The 16,329-nt window shown below is 66.5% G+C and carries 14 protein-coding genes; 11 read left to right on the top strand and 3 right to left on the bottom strand.

The genetic code is table 11. From position 1 onward, the window contains the following. The first annotated feature begins 10 nt into the window (after positions 1–10). The 11 genes from BMY53_RS16890 to BMY53_RS16840 all read left to right on the top strand — a co-directional run bounded on the left by BMY53_RS16890 (position 11) and on the right by BMY53_RS16840 (position 12,111). Positions 11–1,234, top strand: coding sequence for a TIGR03087 family PEP-CTERM/XrtA system glycosyltransferase (locus tag BMY53_RS16890; RefSeq protein WP_092947664.1), 1,224 nt, complete (start codon positions 11–13; stop codon positions 1,232–1,234). Continuing rightward, entirely contained in the window at positions 1,231–2,823 is a 1,593-nt protein-coding gene (gene xrtA, locus BMY53_RS16885; protein ID WP_092947663.1) for an exosortase A, read from the top strand. Before BMY53_RS16890 ends, xrtA begins: the two co-directional genes overlap by 4 nt. After that, positions 2,820–4,109: a glycosyltransferase gene (locus tag BMY53_RS16880; RefSeq protein WP_092947662.1), complete on the top strand. Its 1,290-nt coding sequence runs from the start codon at positions 2,820–2,822 to the stop codon at positions 4,107–4,109. The genes xrtA and BMY53_RS16880 overlap by 4 nt, the downstream gene beginning before the upstream one ends. A 13-nt stretch (positions 4,110–4,122) precedes the next feature. Continuing rightward, positions 4,123–6,039, top strand: coding sequence for an XrtA/PEP-CTERM system amidotransferase (locus BMY53_RS16875; RefSeq protein WP_092947785.1), 1,917 nt, complete (start codon positions 4,123–4,125; stop codon positions 6,037–6,039). After that, a complete protein-coding gene (locus tag BMY53_RS16870) occupies positions 6,036–7,232 on the top strand; it encodes a glycosyltransferase family 4 protein (protein WP_092947661.1) in 1,197 nt (398 codons plus the stop codon). Before BMY53_RS16875 ends, BMY53_RS16870 begins: the two co-directional genes overlap by 4 nt. A 20-nt stretch (positions 7,233–7,252) precedes the next feature. Further along, the gene (locus BMY53_RS16865; protein ID WP_092947784.1) at positions 7,253–8,455 is read left to right on the top strand and encodes a glycosyltransferase family 4 protein; all 1,203 of its coding nucleotides are present in this window, start codon (positions 7,253–7,255) and stop codon (positions 8,453–8,455) included. Then, entirely contained in the window at positions 8,448–9,767 is a 1,320-nt protein-coding gene (locus tag BMY53_RS16860) for a putative O-glycosylation ligase, exosortase A system-associated (RefSeq protein WP_177200925.1), read from the top strand. The genes BMY53_RS16865 and BMY53_RS16860 overlap by 8 nt, the downstream gene beginning before the upstream one ends. Further along, positions 9,767–10,729, top strand: coding sequence for a polysaccharide deacetylase family protein (locus BMY53_RS16855; RefSeq protein WP_092947659.1), 963 nt, complete (start codon positions 9,767–9,769; stop codon positions 10,727–10,729). The genes BMY53_RS16860 and BMY53_RS16855 overlap by 1 nt, the downstream gene beginning before the upstream one ends. Before the next feature lie 31 nt (positions 10,730–10,760). After that, entirely contained in the window at positions 10,761–11,099 is a 339-nt protein-coding gene (locus BMY53_RS16850) for an ankyrin repeat domain-containing protein (RefSeq protein WP_255370251.1), read from the top strand. 73 nt (positions 11,100–11,172) lie between these two features. Then, a complete protein-coding gene (locus BMY53_RS16845) occupies positions 11,173–11,529 on the top strand; it encodes a hypothetical protein (protein WP_092947658.1) in 357 nt (118 codons plus the stop codon). Positions 11,530–11,580: 51 nt separating this feature from the next. Continuing rightward, positions 11,581–12,111, top strand: a complete 531-nt coding sequence (locus tag BMY53_RS16840) for a glutaredoxin family protein (protein ID WP_092947657.1) — start codon at positions 11,581–11,583, stop codon at positions 12,109–12,111. Between the two features lie 56 nt (positions 12,112–12,167). Here BMY53_RS16840 and BMY53_RS16835 read toward each other — a convergent pair whose 3' ends face one another. From BMY53_RS16835 to BMY53_RS16825, 3 genes are all read right to left on the bottom strand, one after another. Beyond that, positions 12,168–12,803: a nucleotidyltransferase family protein gene (locus BMY53_RS16835; protein WP_092947656.1), complete on the bottom strand. Its 636-nt coding sequence runs from the start codon at positions 12,801–12,803 to the stop codon at positions 12,168–12,170. Between the two features lie 111 nt (positions 12,804–12,914). After that, entirely contained in the window at positions 12,915–14,588 is a 1,674-nt protein-coding gene (locus BMY53_RS16830; RefSeq protein ID WP_092947655.1) for a right-handed parallel beta-helix repeat-containing protein, read from the bottom strand. 298 nt (positions 14,589–14,886) lie between these two features. Continuing rightward, entirely contained in the window at positions 14,887–16,329 is a 1,443-nt protein-coding gene (locus BMY53_RS16825) for an efflux transporter outer membrane subunit (protein WP_404947885.1), read from the bottom strand.

Genomic DNA, 16,329 nt, shown 5'->3' with positions numbered 1-16,329 from the left:
GCGCTGAGCCATGGCCCGCATCCTTTACCTCGTCCACCGCCTGCCATACCCGCCCAACAAGGGCGACAAGCTGCGTTCGTACCATCTGCTCAAGCACCTGAGTGCTCAGCACGAGGTGGTGCTGGGCAGCTTCATTGATGACGCACAGGACTGGGCCCATGTGCCCGCCCTGCGCGAATTCTGTGCGGAGGTGTTCGTGGCGGGGCTGAACCCCCTGGTCTCCCGGATCACCAGCCTGCGCGGGCTGCTGAGCGGCGAGGCCCTGAGCCTGCCGTATTACCGCCATCGGGCCATGCGGGCGTGGATCAACAAGCTGGCGCGGGAGCAGCACTTCGACGCCATCGTGGTGTTCTCCTCCACCATGGCGCAGTACGCGGTGCAACTGCAGGCGGCCGTGGGTGACGTGCCCATGCTGGTGGACTTCGTGGATGTGGACTCCGCCAAGTGGACGGACTACGCGCAGGCCCATCGCTGGCCGATGTCCTGGCTGTACCGCCGTGAAGGGCGCGAGCTGCTGGCCTATGAACGCCAGGTGGCGGAGCAGGCGCGGTGCTCCTTCTTCGTCACCGAAAGCGAGGTGGCCCTGTTCCAGCGCCTCTCCGCCACCGCCGCGCCCATCGAGGCCCTGTGCAATGGCGTGGACAGCGGCTATTTCTCACCGCTGCCGGCGCAGGACAGTCCGTTCGATGCGGATGAACTGCCGCTGGTCTTCACCGGGGCCATGGACTACTGGCCGAACGTGGACGCGGTGCAGTGGTTCGCCACCGAGGTGCTGCCGGAGCTGCGCCAGCGCTGGCCGCGCCTGCGCTTCACCATCGTGGGCCGCAGCCCGGCGCCTGCCGTGCAGGCGCTGGCCAGCGACGCGGTGCGAGTGACCGGCACTGTGCCGGACGTGCGCCCCTACCTGCAGCATGCGGCAGCCGTCGTGGCGCCGCTGCGGCTGGCGCGCGGTGTGCAGAACAAGATCCTGGAAGCGATGGCGGTGGGGCGGCCCGTGGTGGCCGCACGCAGCTGCGTGGAAGCGCTCAGCGCCAACGGCGTGCTGGCCGGGCAGGACCTGCTGTCGGCCGATTCCGCTGGCGACTACCTGGAACTGGTCCACGCCCTGCTGTCTGCGCCGCAGCGGGCGCAGGCCATCGGTCAGCAGGCGCGTGAACGGGTGCTGCGTCAGTTCAGCTGGCATGCCCATCTCTCCCGGCTTGATCACTACCTCCCGGCGGAGGCCGCCGCATGAGTGCGACCACGCCCCGCGCCCTGAGTGTGAACCGCGTGCCGGTGGCCTGGCGTCGGCCCTTGCTGGTGCTGGCCGTGCTGGCGGTTCTGACGCTGCTGCTTTACCGCCAGACGGCACTGGGCATGGTGAACATCTGGTGGCGCTCCGGCACATTCACCCATGCATTCCTGGTGCCGCCACTGGCCCTCTGGCTGGCGTGGCGGCGGCGCGCCGTGGTGGCGCCGCTCACGCCTCGTCCGATGCCGTGGCTGGTCTTGCCCATCGCGCTGCTCGGCGCGGGCTGGTTGTTTGCGGATTTCGCAGCGGTCAATGCGGCCACCCAGTTCGCACTCGTGGCCATGCTGGTGCTGCTGGTGCCCGCCGTGCTGGGCCGGGCGGTGGCGCGTGAGCTCATCTTCCCGCTGGGTTTCCTGCTCTTCTGCGTGCCCATCGGGGAATTCCTGCTGCCACAGCTGATGGACTGGACCGCGAAGTTCACCGTCATTGCCTTGCGGCTGTCCGGCATTCCGGTCTACCAGGAGGGCCTGCAGTTCATCATCCCGAGTGGCCAGTGGTCCGTGGTGGAAGCCTGTTCGGGCGTGCGTTACCTGATCGCATCGCTGATGGTGGGCACCCTGTTCGCCTACCTGAGCTACCACTCGCTGCGCCGCCGGATGGCCTTCATCGCCTTTGCCCTGGCGCTGCCGTTGGTGGCGAACTGGGCCCGCGCCTACCTCATCGTGATGATGGGGCACCTCTCCGGCAACACGCTGGCGGTGGGGGTGGACCACCTCATTTATGGCTGGGTGTTTTTCGGCATCGTGATGCTGGCCATGTTCCTGGTGGGCGGGCGCTGGGCGCAGCCGGAACTTCCCTTGGAGCCGCGTGTGCAGACTGCGCCCATAGCCGCTGCTTCGTTGTGGCCTGCGGCGGTGGTGCTGGCCGTGGTGCTGGTGCTGCCGGCAGCGGCCAGCGGCTGGCTGCGGCAGGGCAGTGGCACGGTGGTGTCAGGCCTGACACCCGTGGCGGCCGCGCCGGGGTGGGAAGTCCGGCCCCTGCCGGCCACGCCGTGGTTGCCGGGATTTGAGGGCGCCAACGCCAGCGTCCATGAGCGTTTTGCGCAGGGCGCAGCGCCCGAGGTGGGGCTGCACCTGCAGTACTTCCGCGACCAGGGCTACGACCGCAAGCTGGTCAGCTCCAGCAACACCGTGGTGGCCCCTGAGAACAAGCAATGGGCGGCGGTGGCGCGGGGTGAGGCCACGGTGGCGCTTTCCGACGCTGCCGGTCCGGCCGCACTGCAGGTGCTGACCACACAGATCCGCAGCGCCGGCCTGGAGGGCAGCAATGCGCCGCGCCTGCTGGCCTGGCATGTCTACTGGATCAACGGCCAGCCGATGGTGAGCGACTGGCGCGCCCGCCTATTGGGTGCCTGGCAACGAATGACCGGGCAGGGCGACGATGCCGCCCTGGTGCTGGTCTACACCGAATTGGATGAGGGCGCGCCGCAGCGGCTGCAGCAGTTCGTCCAGCAGTACTGGGGCGCCATCAGCGCCGAGCTGACGCAGGTGCGTGCCCGGCGCACACCGGATCCACAGGGAGGGCGGCCATGAGCGCAAGCTTGCCACTGGTGCATGGCACGGACCGTCGCGGAGATCCGCGACCCCTGGTGCTGCATGTCATGTACCGCTTTGACACGGGTGGGCTGGAGAATGGGGTGGTCAACCTCATCAACCACATGCCGGCCGACCGCTACCGCCATGCCATTCTCGCGCTGACCGAGGTGACGGATTTCCGTCGCCGGTTGCAACGCGATGACGTGGACTGCTTTGCGCTGAACAAGCCGCCGGGGCAGGGCTTCTGGCTTTATCCGCAGCTGTACCGGCTGTTCCGCGAGCTGCGACCGGCCGTGGTGCATAGCCGCAACCTGGCCGCGCTGGAGGTGCAGTTGCCGGCGTGGCTGGCCCGCGTGCCGGTGCGCATCCACGGCGAACATGGCCGCGACGTGGGTGACCTGGATGGCCGCAACCGCGCCTATCAACGTGTGCGGCGGTTCTACAAGCCCTTTGTCTCGCACTACATCGCGCTCTCGCGAGACCTGGGCGACTACCTGACCGGCCCGGTGGGCGTGTCGCCCGCGCGTGTCAGCCAGTTCGTCAACGGCGTGGACACCGAGCGCTTCAGTGCCGATGCCGGTGCCGGTTCGGTGGCACGCGCCGTCGATACGGAGGCTTGCGCCGATGCTGCCGGCGCGCCTCGCGCCCTTGATGCCGTGCCAGCGGCGCGGGTGCCGGCGCCCATTGCGGGCAGCCCGTTCAATCCCGCCAGCCATTGGATCATCGGCACGGTCGGCCGCATGCAGGCGGTGAAGGACCAGGGCATGCTCACGCAAGCCTTCATCCTGTTGGTCAATGCCGCCCCCGACCTGCGTGAGCGAGTGCGGCTGGTGCTGGTGGGCGATGGCCCCTTGCGTGCGCATTGCCAGGCCCTGCTGGACGAGGCGGGCATGAGTGACCTGGCCTGGCTGCCGGGCGAGCGCAGCGATGTGCCCGCCGTGATGCGGGGCCTGCACGTGTTTGCGCTGCCCTCATTGGCCGAAGGCATCTCCAACACCATCCTGGAGGCGATGGCCAGCGGCCTGCCCGTGGTGGCCACGGAGGTGGGCGGCAATGGCGACCTGGTGACGCCACAGATCAGCGGGCTGCTGGTCGCTGCGGCAGACCCGCAGCCGATGGCCACGGCGCTGCTGCGCCTGGCGCGCAACCCCGCCCAGGCCCTGGCTATGGGCGAGGCGGGCCGCCAGCGCGTGGAACGAGACTTCAGCATGCGGGCCATGGTTGCCCGCTACCAGGGGCTGTATGACCGCCTGCGCGGCCAGCCTTCTGAACCAGCGAATTGACGGGAACACCACCATGTGCGGAATCAGCGGCATCTTTGACACCCGGGGGCGGCGAGACTTCGACGCCACCTTGATGCATCGCATCAACGACACCCTGCACCACCGCGGGCCGGACGAAGGGTCCATCCATCTCCAGCCCGGCCTGGGTCTTGGCCACCGGCGCCTGTCCATCATCGACATCGCCACCGGCCAGCAGCCGCTGTTCAATGCGCAGCGCTCGGTGGGCATCGTCTTCAATGGCGAGATCTACAACTACCAGGCGCTGATGGCCGAGCTGCAGGCGCTGGGCTATGTGTTCCGCACCAAGAGCGACACCGAGGTCATTGTTCATGCCTGGTCCGCCTGGGGCGAGGACTGCGTGCAGAAGCTGCGCGGCATGTTTGCCTTTGTGCTGTGGGACCAGGCGCGTGACGCCATCTTCATGGCCCGGGACCGCCTGGGCGTGAAGCCGATGTTCTATGCGCTGCTGGATGACGGCGCGCTGGTCTTCGGCTCCGAGCTGAAGGCCCTGATGGCCCATCCGCAACTGCGCCGGGACATTGATCCGCAAGCCGTGGAAGAGTACTTTGCGCTGGGCTACGTGGCGGAGCCGCGCACCGTCTTCCGCCAGGCGCTCAAGCTGCCGCAGGGCCATACCTTGCTGATCCGCCGCGGCGAGGCGGTCGGCCAGCCGCGCCGCTACTGGGACGTCAACTTCACGGTGGACGCCAGGATCGACGAGACCGAGGCCCAGGAGGAGCTGCTGCGTCGCCTGCGCGAATCCGTGCGCCTGCGCATGATCGCGGAAGTGCCGCTGGGCGCTTTCCTGTCCGGTGGGGTGGATTCCAGTGCTGTCGTGGCCATGATGGCCGGTGAGAGCACCCACCCGGTGAAGACCTGCTCCATGGCCTTCGACGACCCGGCCTACAACGAATCCGAATTCGCCCGCCAGGTGGCCGAGCGTTATCACACCGACCACCATGTGGAGACGGTGCAGAGCGACGACTTCGACCTGATCGACACATTGGCGCGGCTCTATGACGAGCCCTATGCCGACAGCTCCGCCATCCCCACCTACCGCGTCTGCCAACTGGCCCGCAAGCATGTGACGGTGGCGCTCTCCGGCGACGGCGGGGACGAGAGCTTCGGCGGCTACCGCCGCTACAAGCTGCACATGATGGAAGAGCGCATGCGCGCCAGCCTGCCGCTGGGCCTGCGCCGGCCGCTGTTCGGTACGCTGGGCCGGCTTTATCCCAAGGCCGACTGGGCGCCGCGGGTGTTCCGCGCCAAGACCACCTTCCAGGCGCTGGCCCGCAACTCGGTGGAAGCGTATTTCCACACCATGTCGGTGATCCGGGACAACGAGCGCCTGCCGCTGTACAGCGCGCGCTTCAAGTCCGAGCTGGGCGGCTACAACGCCCGCGAGCTGTTCCTGCGCCATGCCGAGCAGGCCAACACCGACGACCCGCTGGCGATGATCCAGTACATCGATCTGCAGACCTATCTGGTGGGCGACATCAACACCAAGGTGGACCGCGCTTCCATGGCCCATTCGCTGGAAGTGCGAGAGCCGCTGATGGACCACCCGCTGGTGGAGTGGCTCGCCACGCTGCCGTCCCACCTCAAGCTGCGCGGCGGCGAGGGCAAGTACCTGTTCAAGAAATCGCTGGAGCCGCACCTGCCGCGTGATGTGCTGTACCGGCCCAAGATGGGGTTTGCCGTGCCGCTGTCGCGCTGGTTCCGTGGTCCGCTGCGCCAGCGTGTGCGCGGCGCGTTGCTGGGCGGGCCGCTGGCGGATTCGGGTTGGTTCGACCTCAAGGCGGTGGGCCAACTGGTCGAGCAGCACGAGAACGGCAGCCGCGACCACAGCACGCCGCTGTGGACACTGCTGATGTATGACGCCTTCCTGCGCAACGTGATGGGCGTGGCACCCCTGCGGCAAGCGGCATGAAGATCCTCTACCACCATCGCACCGCGTCCAAGGATGGGCAGGCGGTGCATATCGAAGAGATGATCGGCTCGCTGCGTTCGCTCGGGCACGAGGTGATGGTCGTGGCGCCGGGCGGCGAATCCGCTCCGGAGGACAAGGCCCGCATGGGCGACGACGTCGGCTGGGTGCAGCGCCTGCGGGCACGCCTGCCCAAGTGGGTCTATGAACTGCTGGAGCTGGGGTATTCGCTGCTGGCCTATCGCCGCCTGGCGCGGGCCGCCAGGGACTTTGAACCGGATGCGATCTACGAGCGCTACAACCTCTACCTGCTGGCCGGGTTGCTGCTCAGACGCCGCACGGGGCTGCCGTTCCTGCTGGAGGTGAATGCGCCGCTGGCGGATGAGCGTGAGCGCTTTGGTGGCCTGGCGCTGCCCCGGCTGGCGCGCTGGGCGGAAGGCGTGGTCTGGCGCGGTGCCGACATCGTGCTGCCGGTCACCCGCGTGCTGGGCGACATGGTGGCTGCGCGAGGCGTGCCGGATGACCGCCTGGTGGTGGTGCCCAACGGCATCAACGAAGAGCATTTTGCGGCGGCACCCACACCCGCCGATGCCAAGGCGGCCCTGGGCTGGACGGATGCGCTGGTGCTGGGCTTCACCGGCTTCGTGCGGGACTGGCACGGCATGGACCGCGTGATCCGCTGGATGGCCAGTGCCTCTGCACCGATCAATGCACGCCTGCTGCTGGTGGGGGATGGGCCCGCGCGTGCGGACCTGGAGGCCCTGGCCAGTGAACTGAAGCTGGGCGACCGGGTGCGCTTCACCGGCGTCATCTCCCGCGACGATGTGCCGCGCCACGTGGCCGCCTTTGACATCGCGCTGCAGCCGGCGGTGGTGGCCTACGCCTCGCCGCTCAAGCTTTTTGAGTACCTGGCGCTGGGCAAGGCCATCGTGGCGCCACGCCAACCCAATATCGAGGAAGTGCTGGAGGACAACCGCAATGCGCTGTTGTTCGATCCTGCCGAAGCCGGGGCACTGGAGGGCCTGCTGGCCCGCCTGGCCAACGATGCGGCCTTGCGCCAGCGGCTGGGGGAAGGGGCCTTGGCCACCATCCATCGGCTGAACCTGACCTGGCTGGGCAATGCCGAACGGGTGGTGGCACTGGCGCGGTCGCTGCGCGATGCCCCGGCGTCCACGCTGGGTGATGTGAAGGTCTGAGGCGCAGGCCGGATGCCATGTTGAAGCTGCTGACCTTCTCGACCCTTTATCCCAGCGCGGTGATGCCCAGCCACGGCATCTTCGTGGAGACCCGGCTGCGCCACCTGGTGGCCTCCGGGCAGGTGGAATCCCGCGTCATTGCACCGGTGCCTTGGTTCCCGCTCAAAGGCGAGCGTTATGGTGAATACGGCAAGTTTGCCGAGACGCCGGCCACCGAAGAGCGCCATGGCCTGCAGGTGAGCCACCCGCGATTTGTCCGACTGCCCAAGGTCGGCATGAGCAGCGCGCCGTACACGCTGGCGTGGACGGCGTTGCGTGGGGCGCGGGCCTTGCAGCGCTCGGGTTATGACTTCGACCTGATCGACGCGCACTACTTCTATCCGGATGGCGTGGCCGCCGCGATGGTGGCGCGGGCGCTCAACAAGCCGCTGGTGATCACGGCGCGTGGCACCGACATCAACCTGATCCCCGCCTACAGTTTTCCGCGCAAGCTGATCCTGCGCGCAGCGGCCCAGGCCGACGCGATGATCACCGTGTGTGCTGCGTTGAAGGACGAACTGGTTCAACTCGGTGCCGACGCCGGCAAGGTGACCGCCTTGCGCAACGGGGTGGATCTGAACCTGTTCCATCCCGCCGGGCGTGAAGAGGCTCGTAGCGCCTTGGGGCTGCGGGAAGGGCGCTTCACGCTGGCCTCGGTGGGCCACCTGATCGAGCGCAAGGGCCATGAACTGGTCATCGGCGCGCTGGCGGAATTGCCCGATGTGGATCTGCTGATCGCTGGTGCGGGCCCGGAGGAGGGCGCCTTGCGTCGTCTGGCCGAGAGCCTGGGCGTGGCGGCGCGGGTACGCTTCCTGGGTGCATTGCCGCAGGCACGCCTGCGCGAGATCTATGTGGGCGTGGATGCCCTGGTGCTGGCTTCCAGCCGCGAAGGCTGGGCCAATGTGCTGCTGGAGGCCATGGCATGCGGCACACCGGTGGCGGCTTCCAACGTGTGGGGAACGCCCGAGGTGGTGGCCAGTGCGGAGGCCGGTGAGTTGATGCCTTCTCGTACAGCGGCGGGCGTGGCGGAGGCTGTGCGCCGGCTGCGGCACTTGCCGCGCAACCGGGTGGCCACGCGCCGTTATGCCGAGCAGTTCTCCTGGGATGCCACCACCCAGGGCCAGCTTGATTTGTTCCAGCGGGTGTTGGCGGCCCGCGGGATGCCGGAGTTCCGACATGCGTGACCTGATCATGCTCGCCGTGTTTTCGCTGCTCATCTGGAAGACGATGAAGGAGCCGATCTGGGGCGTGCTGGGCTGGGTGTGGATGGGGGTGATGAACCCGCACCGCCTGGCTTACGGTTGGGCGCACGATGCGCCCTGGTCCATGGTGATTGCGGTGGCGCTGTTTGCCAGCATCTTCATCCACCGGGACAAGCTGACGAAGTTCCCGGTGAATGGCGTCACCGTGCTGCTGTTGATCTGGATTCTCTGGATCGGCGTCTCCCCCATGGTGAACTCCTTCTATCCGGACCGGGAGTTCGCCTCCTGGTCCCGCGCATTCAAGGTGCTGCTGATGGTGCTGGTGTCCATGCTGGTGGTGCAGCGCCGGCGCGACCTGGACTGGCTGGCGCTGGTGCTGGTGGTCTCCATTGGTTATTACGGGATCAAGGGCGGGCTGTTCACCATCCTGACTGGCGGATCTGCGCGGGTGTGGGGGCCGGAAGGCTCGTTCATCGAGGACAACAACTCGCTGGCCCTGGCCACCATCATGACGGTGCCGCTGATCCGCTATCTGCAATTGCAGGCAACGAAGAAGTGGCAACGGTATGCAGCCATTGGGGCCATGTTGTTGTGCATGGCCTCGGCGGTGGGTTCGCAGTCTCGCGGGGCCTTCCTGGCCATCGTGGCCATGTCCTTCTTCATGTGGCTCAAGAGCCGCAACAAGCTGCCGCTGGCGCTGGTGGTGCTGGTGGCCTTGCCGCTGATGTTCGTCTTCATGCCGGAGAGCTGGACGGACCGCATGGAGACCATCAAGACCTATGACCAGGACGGTTCGGCCATGGGCCGCATCAACGCCTGGCATACGGCATGGCGCCTGGCGTTGGACATGTTCCCGCTGGGGGGGGGCTTCACCGTGGCGGGCCCGGCGGCGTTTGCCAAATACGCGCCGGACCCGACCATTCCGCTCACCGCGCACAGCATCTACTTCCAGGCCTTGGGGGAGCATGGTTTCCTGGGCCTGTTCGTGTTCGTGGGCATCTTCTGGCTGACCTGGCGACGTGCGGCGCTGCTGATGCGGGCCACCAAGAACCTGCCCGAGCTGCAATGGGCACGGGACCTGGCGGCCATGTGCCAGGTGGGCCTGATCGGTTATGCGACCGGTGGCGCCTTCCTGAGCCTGGTCTATTTCGACATGCCTTATTACCTGGTGCTGATCGTGGTGGCGCTGGACCGCCTCGTGGCCCGGGAGATGGAGACCCGGACCCGGGCCGCCATCGCAGCGGGCATACGGCCAGCGGATGTGCATTCGCCGTATTGGGGAGGGGCGTCGTGATGCTGGCGGCACTGAGCCTGCTGGGCTGGCCGCGTGGTGCGCCGGCCTTGAGCATCCTTATCTATCACCGCGTTCTGCCGGTGCCAGACCCCTTGCGGCCCGGCGAGATCGATGCGGCGCTGTTCGAGGCGCAGGTGTCCTTCCTGGCGAAGCACTTCACGCTGATGACGGTGACCGAGGCGGCGTTGGCCTTGCGTGAAAGGCGCCTGCCCCAGCGCGCTGCGTGCATCACCTTTGACGATGGGTACGCGGACAACCTGACGGTGGCACATCCCATCCTGGCGCGCCACGGTGCGAAGGCGACGGTCTTCATTGCGACCGGCTACCTCAACGGCGGCCGCATGTTCAGCGACACGGTGATCGAGTTCGTGCGGCTGGCAGCGGGACCCCAGCTGGATCTCGGGTCTGTTGGGATGGGGGTTCATTCCATTGCGACCGATGAGGAACGGCTGAAGGCCATCACGGCCCTGCAGGTGCAGCTCAAGTACCTGGCGCCTGCAGAGCGGGATGAGCAGGTGAAGCGCATGGCGGCGGCGCACCCGGTGGGTGCCCTGCCGCAAGACCTGATGCTGAACGACGCGCAACTGCGCCAGTTGGCGGATGCGGGCCATGAGATCGGCGGCCACACCGTGGACCACACGGTGCTCACCACCTTGACGCCCGAGGGCGCGCGGGCGCAGGTGCAGCAAGGCCGGGAATGGATTGAGCGTTTGATCGGGCGGCCGGTACGGAGTTTTGCGTATCCGAATGGACGTCCCGTGAGGGACTATGACGCCGGCCATGCCGCCATGCTGCGCGACCTGGGCTTCGAGGCGGCGGTGTCCACCTCGGCGGGTGTGGCGCTGCCGGGGGCGGATGTGTTCCAGCTTCCCCGCTATACGCCGTGGGGGCGATCGATGACGATGTTTGCGGCGCGCATGATGCGCAATGCGCGGATCGGTGGGCCGGCAGCGGTGGTGTGAGCTGTCAAACGGTCAGCCTTCCTGAAAAGAAATGTCCATAAAGCTCAGTGTTGAAGATGTTGAGGCGCTTCAAGGTAGTTATTCGAGTCTGATTAACTATCAAAGCGATGATCCGCTTTCTCCTATTGATCCAGCGTCCTATGTGGATTCGAATGGCGATTCATTGCTTCATATCGCAGTCCAGGAAGGAGATCTGGATTCCGTTGAAATTATGATTCGTGCCGGCTTCGATGTTAATTCGTTGGGTGATATGGACAACACCCCATTGCACTACGCATACGATATAAAAAATTCCCAACTTATTGAGATGTTGAAGGCGGCTGGTGCTAAAGGCGATGTTAGAAACGCATTTGGAAAAGTGCCTGGCTGAAGCAGAGGTTCAATGCCTGGTGGCGTGACGGCTGGAAAACTGAGGCACACTGCGGTTGCCAATATCCTCTGCCATGATCCACTTCCTCTACTACGCCCTGATGCTGCTGCTCGGACTGTTCTGGTATCGGCATGGCCAGAAGGTCCTCCGTAAGGGCCCTCGTGACGAGAACGGCAACCTCAACAAGGGCTTGCTCGGGCCGATCGGATTCCTGGTGGCCACGGTCATCACGGGCTTCCTGGGCTTTTCCCTGCTGCGGGCGCTGGTCCAGCGGGAGATATCCTGCCTTGGCAAAGGCTGCGGCAACCAGGTCTACACCATGGCGGAGCACACCGGCCCCTACTGGTCCAACCTGTTCTATCTCGCCTGGATGGTTCTGGCCCTGGGCTATGCGCTGTATGTGACCGTCAGGATATGGATGCGCGATTGAGCCCCGTCCCTGGCCCCCCGATCAATTGATGTTGGAAAGACCCACCACGCCATGAAGCAGCGCTGCCCACGATGCCTGCATGTACGTCAGCCCGATGCCAACGTGCCGGATTGGCAATGCCCCGCCTGCGGCATTGCTTATGCCAAAGCCTATGGAGAGGCCCCGGTGGCGGGCCAGCCGCAGGCCCGCGTGCGGCCAAGCCGCGTGAGCCAGGATGGCGGGGGCCTGCTGGGCTCCTGGGTCTTCAAGGCCCTTATCGCCATCGCGGTGGTGTTGGCCGTAGGGACCAGCCAGCGATGGTTCAGCCCCGCACACCGAGCGCCCGCCGGGCCCGCGTCCCCTGTTGACATCGCCATCTACACCACCAGCACCTGCGTCTACTGCCATCAGGCGATGGCCTACATGGATCAGCGCCACGTGGCCTACACCGAATACAACATCGAGCGCGATCCCGCCCGTTTTCGGGAGTTTCGCCGCCTCGGCGGCCAAGGTACCCCGCTGATCGTCGTAGGCGACGAGGTTTTGCACGGCTTCGAAGCAGGGATGCTTCAAGACGCCATCGACCGCGGCGAAGGGCGCTGACTGGCGCTGATGCGCGCTGAGGGGCGCCGATGCGCGCTAATGCGCGCCACACTGGGTCAACGCGCAGGTCCCGTGGCCTTCAGCGCTGCTTCGACCGGCTGCACCGTCAACCACGGCCACCGTCGTTGATACGACGCCGCCTTGCGCTCATACAGATCCTGATGCGGTGTCAGCGGGTTGATCCGCAGATCTCCCGCATACAGCAGCGCCAGCCCATACGGTGCATAGACCTCGCCGCCCGGCCTCACCCCCACACAGGTCGCCGGCACCAGAAACCGCTCGATGCCCGCCTTGGAACTCGCAAGCGGTGCATACGGATGCCCGAAGTAGTCCTCGTACCAAAGGTGCACCCGCGCCTGGTTGGTCGCTTCAATCGTCACGCCCAGATCACCCAACACCGCGTCTACATGCGCCTGTACGCGACGCTCGCCTTCGTCCGTCACATCGGACGGATTGAAATAGAACAGGTCGTAGTCGTTGATGTCCGCCGTCGGCTCGCGGCCTGAATGCAGGTTCCACACCGTCTGGAACAGACACCCCGCCACCAGCCAGCAATCCGGCAGGGCCAGCGCTTCCCAGCGATCCAGAATCGCCCGGTTGTGGCGGTTTTGAAGAATGTCGGCGTGGAAGCGTTCGTCTAAGCGTTCGTCCACGCGTTCGTCCAAACGGTCTTCGGGATGGCGGTCTTGCATGCGGCGTCGTGGTGTCCAGGCGGGGGTTACACCTCCTGGTCGGAGGTGTCCGGTCTCACCCAGTATCACCCCCGCCCGGACCCTTTGCCGCCCTGCCTCAGGGCAGGGCATTTACCGATAGCTGGTGCCGGCCCTTGCGGCGTTCGCGGCGTTTGCAGCGCTGCTGATGCTGGTCATGTCCACGCCGTATTCGAAGGCGCCGAGGTCCGGTGCCGTGCCCTTGTAGGGCGCTCCCACATTGATTCCGCGGTCGATCAGCACGCTGGCCGCCGAAGGCCGCAGCAGCGTCAGCACGGGCAGGCTGCCGTCCGCCTGGCGCGCGACGTCCCAACCGTCGGTAGAGACGGCCTGGAAGTCCGCATTGCTCAGGCTCAGCGGCGAATCCCAGCTGTTGGCCGTGCTGTCCACGCCGGTCATGTTGGCGGACACCGTCCCGGCGCCAAACGCCACGTTGTTGCGCAACAGGCCCAGGCCCACCGCCGCGCCATTCACGTCCACCCCCAGCATGTTGAACTGCACCTTGTTGCCATAGGCGGTGTTGTTCACAAAGCTGGTGGCCACCGGATGATGGTTGGCGTAGAAGCCATTGGCGCGGTTGGAGAACGCCACGGAGAAGCGAACCGTGTGGGGCACTGCCGCGGCGTCATAACCCCCGCCATACCCACCGGCCTTGAAGCCATTGCCATTGCCGGAGGCCGTCGTGGTGTCCGGCAGGTAGCCATTGCGCCAGGCCCATGAGTTCTCGATGACCACGGAGGTGTAGGCATTGATCAGGTCGAACCCGTCGTCCGAGTTCCACCAGGCGCGACAGCCCCGCAGCACATTGCCCGGGTTGTTGGCCGACACGTGCACACCAAAGCCGTCCGCACTCTCGCCCGGGCCGTTGGAGGTGAGCGGGTCGTAGTTGTGATGCGAATCGCTGTTCAGCACCAGGTTGTAGCCACCGTTCTGGATGAACAGGCCAGGCCCCATGTGGTGATGAAGATCGAGCTGCTCAAAGATGTTGTGGCTGCCTGAGATCCAGACGCCCCATGACTCGTGGTTGAGGTTGTTGTTCTGCGGTACGCTGCGGATCTCGAAGCCCTTGATCCGGATCCAGCTGCCCGTGACGTTGAAACCCTTGATGCGGCAGTCGTCCTTCATGGCGGAGAAGTCGAACACCGGCTTCTCCCCCGGATAGTTCAGGTACTGGATCAGCTTCCCGTCGCTGCCACTCTTGCTCAGCACCACGCCACTGACACGATCCGTCTGGCTGGCGCAGGCGGTGGTGGCTGCGGTGACGGCATAGGTGCCGCCGCGCACATAGACCGTGTCTCCTGCGGCGACCACCGCTTGCGCATGTGCCAGCGTGGCCCAGGGGGCCGATTCCGTGCCGGCGGCCGTGTCGCTGCCGCCCGTGGCCACGAAGTAGCCGCTCAGCGGGGTAGGGGCTGGCGATGCGGCCGGCGAGGGCGCCGGTGTTGGTGCTGGGCTGGGTGCCGGAGCTGGCGTTGACGCGGGCGCGGGTGCGGGTGCGGGTGCAGATGATGGCGCGGCCGAAGGAGACGACGCTGCGGGTGTCGGCGCCGGCGCGGTGGCCGACCCACCGGTCCCATCCGATGTGCCTGCATTGCTGCTGCGGTCCGACCCGCAGGCCACCAATGAACCAGCGGCGAGCACGCCCACCGCCAGATGCGTCAGCAGCCGGCGAGTGGTCCGCAACGCCGGTGCGCCCGGCGGCAGCGGGGCCGCCGGAAACGCAGGGGTCGTGGATGCGTCGGCGTGAGACGTCGGCGATTCGTTCATGGGGGCCCGAGGAGTCTGGAAAGCGCCGCACTCTAGTGGCTCGCCGCCGAATCACTGTTGTGCCCAGCAAACTTCTGACACTTTCAAACCAATTCGGCGATGAACCGGCGGCCTGTTGCAATTTGTGCGCTGACCGCGCAATGCCCAACGCAATCGCGGCCCCATGCCGGCCGTCACCCGACGCCGCGCGCCGAGATGCTCACATGCCGTTGGCACAAGCCCGGGTGAAGTTGCCCGCCAACCGTCGCATTGCAGCGCCAGCGCGGCCTGGCAGACGTTTGAACACCTGTGATGGTGCTCAGCCCCCCTGGCGGACATCCCAGCCCAAGCCCAGGCTCTTTTGCAAGGCCACAAAGTCTTTCACCAGCAAGGCTTGACCGTCCAAGGTCTTGAGCTGGGCAGAGGCCTGATTGCGTTGCGCGTCCAGCAAGTCCAGTTGGCTGGCGGTGCCCGCCTGCCGGCGTTGACGGGCCAATGCCAGCGTACGTTCCGCCGAGGCCTGCTGGGCGAGCAGGTGCTGCATGGATTGGCGCTGCTGGCCAAAACGGGAAAGCGAGGTGTTGGCATCCTGCAGCGCGCCCAGGACCGCGGCCTGGTAGTTGGCCGTGGCTTCGTCGCGCCCCGCTTCAGCCTGGCGCACCTCGGCCTTGGTGCGGCCAAAGTCCAGTACGTTCCAGCTGAGGTAGGGCACTCCCACCAGGGCGAGGCTCTTGCTGGTCAGAAGATGGCCCAGGTCCGTGCCGGCCACGCCGATGTCACCGAGCAAGGTGAGCTTGGGGAAGTAGTTGGCTTCCTTCTGGCCAATCTTGGCCTGCCCCGCCGCCAGACGACGCTCGGCGGCACGGATGTCCGGGCGGCGTTGGAGCAGGGATGTCGGGTCTCCCACGGCCACGCTGTCCGGCAGCGCCGGCAACTCGGGCGCCTCGGCGGCGAGCTGCGCATCCAGCGCACCAGGCGCCTGCCCGGTGAGCAGCGCCAGTTGGTCCAGCGACGCACTGATCTGTGCCGCCACATCCGCCAGCGAGGCCTGCGTGGATTCGCCCTGCAACAGCCGTTGCTCCACATCATCCGCACTGGAGACACCGTGGTCACGACGCTGACGGATCAATGCAAGGGTCTGCTCGTCATACGCGGCCGTGTCGCGCAGTACCGCCTGGCGACGCTGCTGGGCACGCAAGCCCGCATAGGCCTGGGCCACCTCGGCCGCCAAGGAGACCTGGGCATCGGCCAGATCGGCCTGCACCGCTTCGGCCTGCGCAGAGGCCGCCTCGGTGGCGCGGCGCGTGCCACCGAAGAGGTCGGCCTCCCAGGTGGCATCAAAGCCGACGCTGTAGAGATGCATGCGCGTCTCACTGTCGGTGCCTGGCCCCTGCCACACCCCAGCGCCCAGCGCGGACGCGGAGCCCTTGGGCATGTGCTGGGCCTCCTGCTGCCGCAAGGCCGAACGGGACTGACGCAGCCGCGCCTGCGCAGCCTGCAGGGTGGGGCTGTCGCGCAGTGCCTGGTCGATCAGTGCGGTGAGCGTGTTGTCGTGCAGGCTCAACCACCACGCAGCGGTGGTGGGCGCCGTTACCGGCGCGCCAGCATCGTCGCGCGCGAAGCGAGGCGCTTGGACCGCATCGCCCGCCACGGGCGGTGCGCCCTTGTAGTCGGGGCCGACGGCTGCACAGCCGCCGAGGGTCATCACCACAGCGGCGATCACGGCCGGGGGCCAGGCGAGGGAAGAGATTCGAGGGAACAT

The organism is Roseateles sp. YR242 (assembly GCF_900109745.1).
In the GTDB taxonomy this organism is placed as follows: Bacteria; Pseudomonadota; Gammaproteobacteria; order Burkholderiales; family Burkholderiaceae_C; genus Roseateles.
Note: the sequence above shows the minus strand (reverse complement) of the source record. Positions and strands in the feature narration are given on the sequence as shown.